The sequence below is a fragment of the Photorhabdus temperata genome (assembly GCF_025384845.1).
GTDB classification, from domain to species: Bacteria; Pseudomonadota; Gammaproteobacteria; order Enterobacterales; family Enterobacteriaceae; genus Photorhabdus; species Photorhabdus temperata.
The window spans coordinates 1-4,369 of record NZ_JAJAFX010000119.1; the positions used below are offsets into that span (position 1 = coordinate 1).

Consider the following 4,369-nt stretch of genomic DNA (forward strand, 5'->3'; position numbering starts at 1 on the left):
GTATGATGGCGTCGGGATAGTCCCTAAGATCCTCTGAATCTTAGTGGAGGATTTAACCCGTACGGGTATGTCCATGATCCGGTTAATTGGATTGACCCGCTAGGGTTGACTGATTGTCCGGCAAGTCTTACTAGGGAACAAAGGCAGGCAAGGATCAATGAGCTTGCAGAGGCTAATGCACTCAGACGTTTACAAGAAATGGAAAGTATGAATCCTAGATCTCACTTCCTTGAGAGACATGGTGCCCAAACGTCTTTAGAATCCCAGCTTGGACGAGCAACTAATGGAGCGAATCCTACTACGGGAGTTCAGCAGCGTACACCGATGGCAGCAACTCGATTTGATAGTCATAGAGATCAATTAAATGCTATACAACGAGCACAAACTATTCAGCGACAATCAGGTGGCGCTGTGACTAAAGCTACAATTCCGTATGGAAGAAGAATCGGTGAAGGGTATAGCAAGACTGGCCCAACATATGGCACTTCGAGTACCGCAACAGTGATCTTAACTCCAAATGGGCAAACAATCACTGCATATCCTGTATGGGGGCGATAATGAATAAATTTGATTTAAAAACTAAAAATGAAATTTCTATATTAGTAGGTTTTCTTTCTGCTCTTGATGAGGAAGTTATCAGTGATAAAGATTATTTGTTAATTAACAATAAAAATGTTAATAATAAAGATGATCTACGTTCTGTTTCAGAAATTGTTCTCAAACCTTGGTTTTTAGAATATATACCAGCCAATAGAGATAAAGTGATTCAGTCTATTAACTTTATTATAAATGGAAAAGTTAATCTTGTTGATGTTGTTTTTTCTGAAATGAATTTTATTTTTGACTATGATATAGAAGATAAGTCTCTTTTTTTGACAGAAATAAAAGGTTTTCTTGAAGAATATGTCAGAGGTAATGACTAACTATTTGGATTTAAGCAACTGCATTGTTCATTAATAATAAGAAATAGTGTTTTTGGAGAGTTTATATCTATGGCTTATTTCGATAAAAATCAGATATAAAATATCGTTGAAATCAGCCGGAAAGATCCCCGTGATCTTCCGGCTTTATTGTTCTTACCGTGGAGCGTACCCGTGCCATACCAGCGCGGACTGTAACCGCCCTATCGCATCCTTGATAAGCCAGGACTCATCATTATGAATTTCCAAGGAGGTTATAATTATGTGGTTCGATAATGCTATACATAAAGAAAAGATTAAATTCATGTTTAATAATGAACTTTCTATTGATGATGTTGAATTTGAAAACTTTATATACCACGATTTTTCAATTCTTAGGATACAACTACGAGGTAAAAAATTACCAGTAACAGTCCCCAAAAAATGGAGCGAAAATATATATAACTCCTTCGGAATCATATTAACATTTGGAAATGTATCTGAACTCCATATTAATGGAGGAAAAGTGGGATTTGAATGTACTCCTATTATTAAATCAGTGCGAGAAGAAACCATATTAACAATAGAAAATAAAGATTTTTATCTTCATTGTGTTGCTGGCTTTATGACAATTGATGATATCACTCCTTATTTAGATCAACGTTGGATTAAATAATAAATAAAGCCGGAAAGATCCGTGTGACCTTCCGGCTTTCTTGTGATTTATCTTGGCGAATATCCACAGTAAGCAAGGGCAGATTGAAGCTTAGAGATCGCATCCTTAATCTGTGCCATTAACAGCTAAAGTGCGTATCAACCCGCGATTCTGTGGACAATATGAAGATGAAGATGAAGAAAGTAGTTTATTTTATAAAAGGATAGTTAATTGTATTTAACCATTAATAGCTAATTAAAAAGAAACCTGCACATAAAAGAATATCATCCGAACAGATGGGTATCAAACGTTTTATCGTCGGTTATTTAAATAACGTCAGTAAAGATAAAAAGTGGATATGATCCGCATTCATTAAACGTGATCCAATGATCATTAAACTTAATAAAAGGCAGGAATTAAAAAAGGGGTAAAAATGACGGTTAAAACTTCATACCGATTAACACCATCAATTAAGACAATGATTTTTCACAGGTTAAACCCTGCACATCATAAAATGCAGGGCAGGATCCCACTTTTTACCTTGACCTGTTTAATTTATTTATCAGTGATCCTATTTTTCCTTTATTTTATATTTACCTGACCTACTATAATCATTTAAAAGTACGAATACCGAAGTGTTAAAGCTTTTATATCAGGGCAGATTAAACGCAATAAATACCGCTTTTCATAAGGACAGTTAATGACATTTAATCGACAATCATTAACCGTTAATAACGAGTTGGAAAGAAATCCGCACGTAAAAGAATATTATCCGAACAGATGGGTATCAAACGTTTTATCGTCGGTTATTTAAATAACGTCAGTAAAGATAAAAAATGGATATAATTTGCGTTCATTAAACGTAATCCGATAATGATTAAACTTAACAAAAAGCAGGGGTTAAAAGTAATAAAAACGACGGTTAAAACTTTACACAGATTAACACCATCAGTTTAAAAAATGATTTTTAATCACAGGTTAAATCCTGCCCATAATAAAGCGCATAGCAGAATTCACTTTATTTACTCTGCCCTGTTTAATTTATTCATCAATGATTTTATATTCCACTTATTTTATATTTACCTGACCTGCTATAATCATTTAAAAGCGGGAATGCCGAAGTGTTAAAGATTTTATATCAGGGCGGATTAGACGTAACAAATGCAACTTTTCAGAGGACAGTTAATCACATTTAATCGAAAATCAATAATCATTAATCATTAATAGCAAGTTAAAAAAACCGAACGTAAAAATATATTATCCGAACAGACGGGTATCAAATGTTTTATCGTCGGTTATTTAACAACGTCAGTAAAGATAAAAAGTGGATATAATTAACATTCATTAAACGTGATCCGATGGTGATTAAAACTAACAAAAAGCAGAGATTAAAAGTGATAAGAACGACGGTTAAAACTATCAGTTAAAAAATGACTTTTAATCACAAGTTAAATCCTACCCATCATAAAACGCAGGGCAGGATCCCACTTTTTACCTTGACCTGTTTAATTTATTTATCAGTGATCCTATTTTTCCTTTATTTTATATTTACCTGACCTACTATAATCATTTAAAAGTACGAATACCGAAGTGTTAAAGCTTTTATATCAGGGCAGATTAAACGCAATAAATACCGCTTTTCATAAGGACAGTTAATGACATTTAATCGACAATCATTAACCGTTAATAACGAGTTGGAAAGAAATCCGCACGTAAAAGAATATTATCCGAACAGATTGGCATCAAACTTATTTAACGGCGTCATTAAAGATAAAAAGTAGATATAATTTGCGTTCATTAAACGTAATCCGATAATGATTAAACTTAATAAAAAGCAGTAATTAAAAGTGATAAAAACAACGGTTAAAACTTTATACCGATTAAAACCATCAGTTAAAAACATGAATTTTAATCACAGATTAAATCCTACCCATCATAAAACGCAGGGCAGGATCCCACTTTTTACCTTGACCTGTTTAATTTATTTATCAGTGATCCTATCTTCCCTTTATTATGTATTTACCTAACCTGTCATAATCATTTAAAAGCACGAATACCGGAGTGTTAAATCTTTTATATCAGGGCAGATTAAACGCAATAAATACCGCTTTTCAAAAGGACAGTTAATCACATTTAATCGAAAATCAATAATCATTAATAGCAAGTTAAAAAAACCGAACGTAAAAATATATTATCCGAACAGACGGGTATCAAACTATTTAACGGCATCATTAAAGATAAAAAATGGATATAATTTTTGCTCGTTAAACGTAATTCGATGATGATTAAACTTAAAAAAACATGTAGTTAAAAGTGATAAAAACGACGGTAAAAATTTTACACCGATTAACACCATCAGTTTAAAAAATGATTTTTAATCACAGGTTAAATCCTGCCAATAATAAAACGCAGGGCAGAATTCACTTTATTTACTCTGCCTTGTTTAATTTATTCATCAATGATTCTATATTCCATTTATTTTATATTTACCTGAGCTGTTATAATCATTTAAAAGCGCGAATGCCGCCGTATTAAAATCTTATATCAAAGCGGATTAAACGCAATAAATGCAACTTTTCAGAGGACAGTTAATCACATTTAATCGAAGATCATTAACCATCAATAGCGAATTAAAAAGAAATCCGCACGTAAAAGGATATTATCCGAACAGATGGGTATTAAAGCATTTTCTCGCCGGTTATTTAACAGCGTCAGTAAAGATAAAAAATGAATATGATCCGCGTTCATTAAATGTGATCCGATAGTGATTAAACTTAACAAAAAACAGAGGTTAAAACTTTATACCGATTAACAC

3 protein-coding genes and 1 pseudogene are annotated in these 4,369 nt (G+C 32.8%); 3 read left to right on the plus strand and 1 reads right to left on the minus strand.

Translation table 11 applies throughout. From position 1 onward, the window contains the following. Positions 1–27: 27 nt before the first annotated feature. From LGZ99_RS24955 to LGZ99_RS23430, 3 genes and pseudogenes are all read left to right on the plus strand, one after another. Positions 28–120, plus strand: a pseudogene (locus LGZ99_RS24955) (RHS repeat-associated core domain-containing protein); the annotation flags it as partial. Between the two features lie 437 nt (positions 121–557). After that, a complete protein-coding gene (locus tag LGZ99_RS23425) occupies positions 558–923 on the plus strand; it encodes a hypothetical protein (RefSeq protein WP_036841354.1) in 366 nt (121 codons plus the stop codon). A 259-nt stretch (positions 924–1,182) separates the two neighbouring features. Continuing rightward, positions 1,183–1,575, plus strand: a complete 393-nt coding sequence (locus tag LGZ99_RS23430; protein ID WP_036841356.1) for an Imm50 family immunity protein — start codon at positions 1,183–1,185, stop codon at positions 1,573–1,575. Positions 1,576–1,622: 47 nt separating this feature from the next. Here the strand turns inward: LGZ99_RS23430 and LGZ99_RS25065 are convergent, their stop codons facing one another. Next, the gene (locus LGZ99_RS25065; RefSeq protein ID WP_420899244.1) at positions 1,623–1,694 is read right to left on the minus strand and encodes a DUF7706 family protein; all 72 of its coding nucleotides are present in this window, start codon (positions 1,692–1,694) and stop codon (positions 1,623–1,625) included. Positions 1,695–4,369 lie beyond the last annotated feature (2,675 nt).

Coding starts and splice junctions, on each gene's coding strand:
- LGZ99_RS23425 (WP_036841354.1), top strand. CDS start 558: ATGAATAAATTTGATTTAAAAACTAAAAATGAAATTTCTATATTAGTA.
- LGZ99_RS23430 (WP_036841356.1), top strand. CDS start 1,183: ATGTGGTTCGATAATGCTATACATAAAGAAAAGATTAAATTCATGTTT.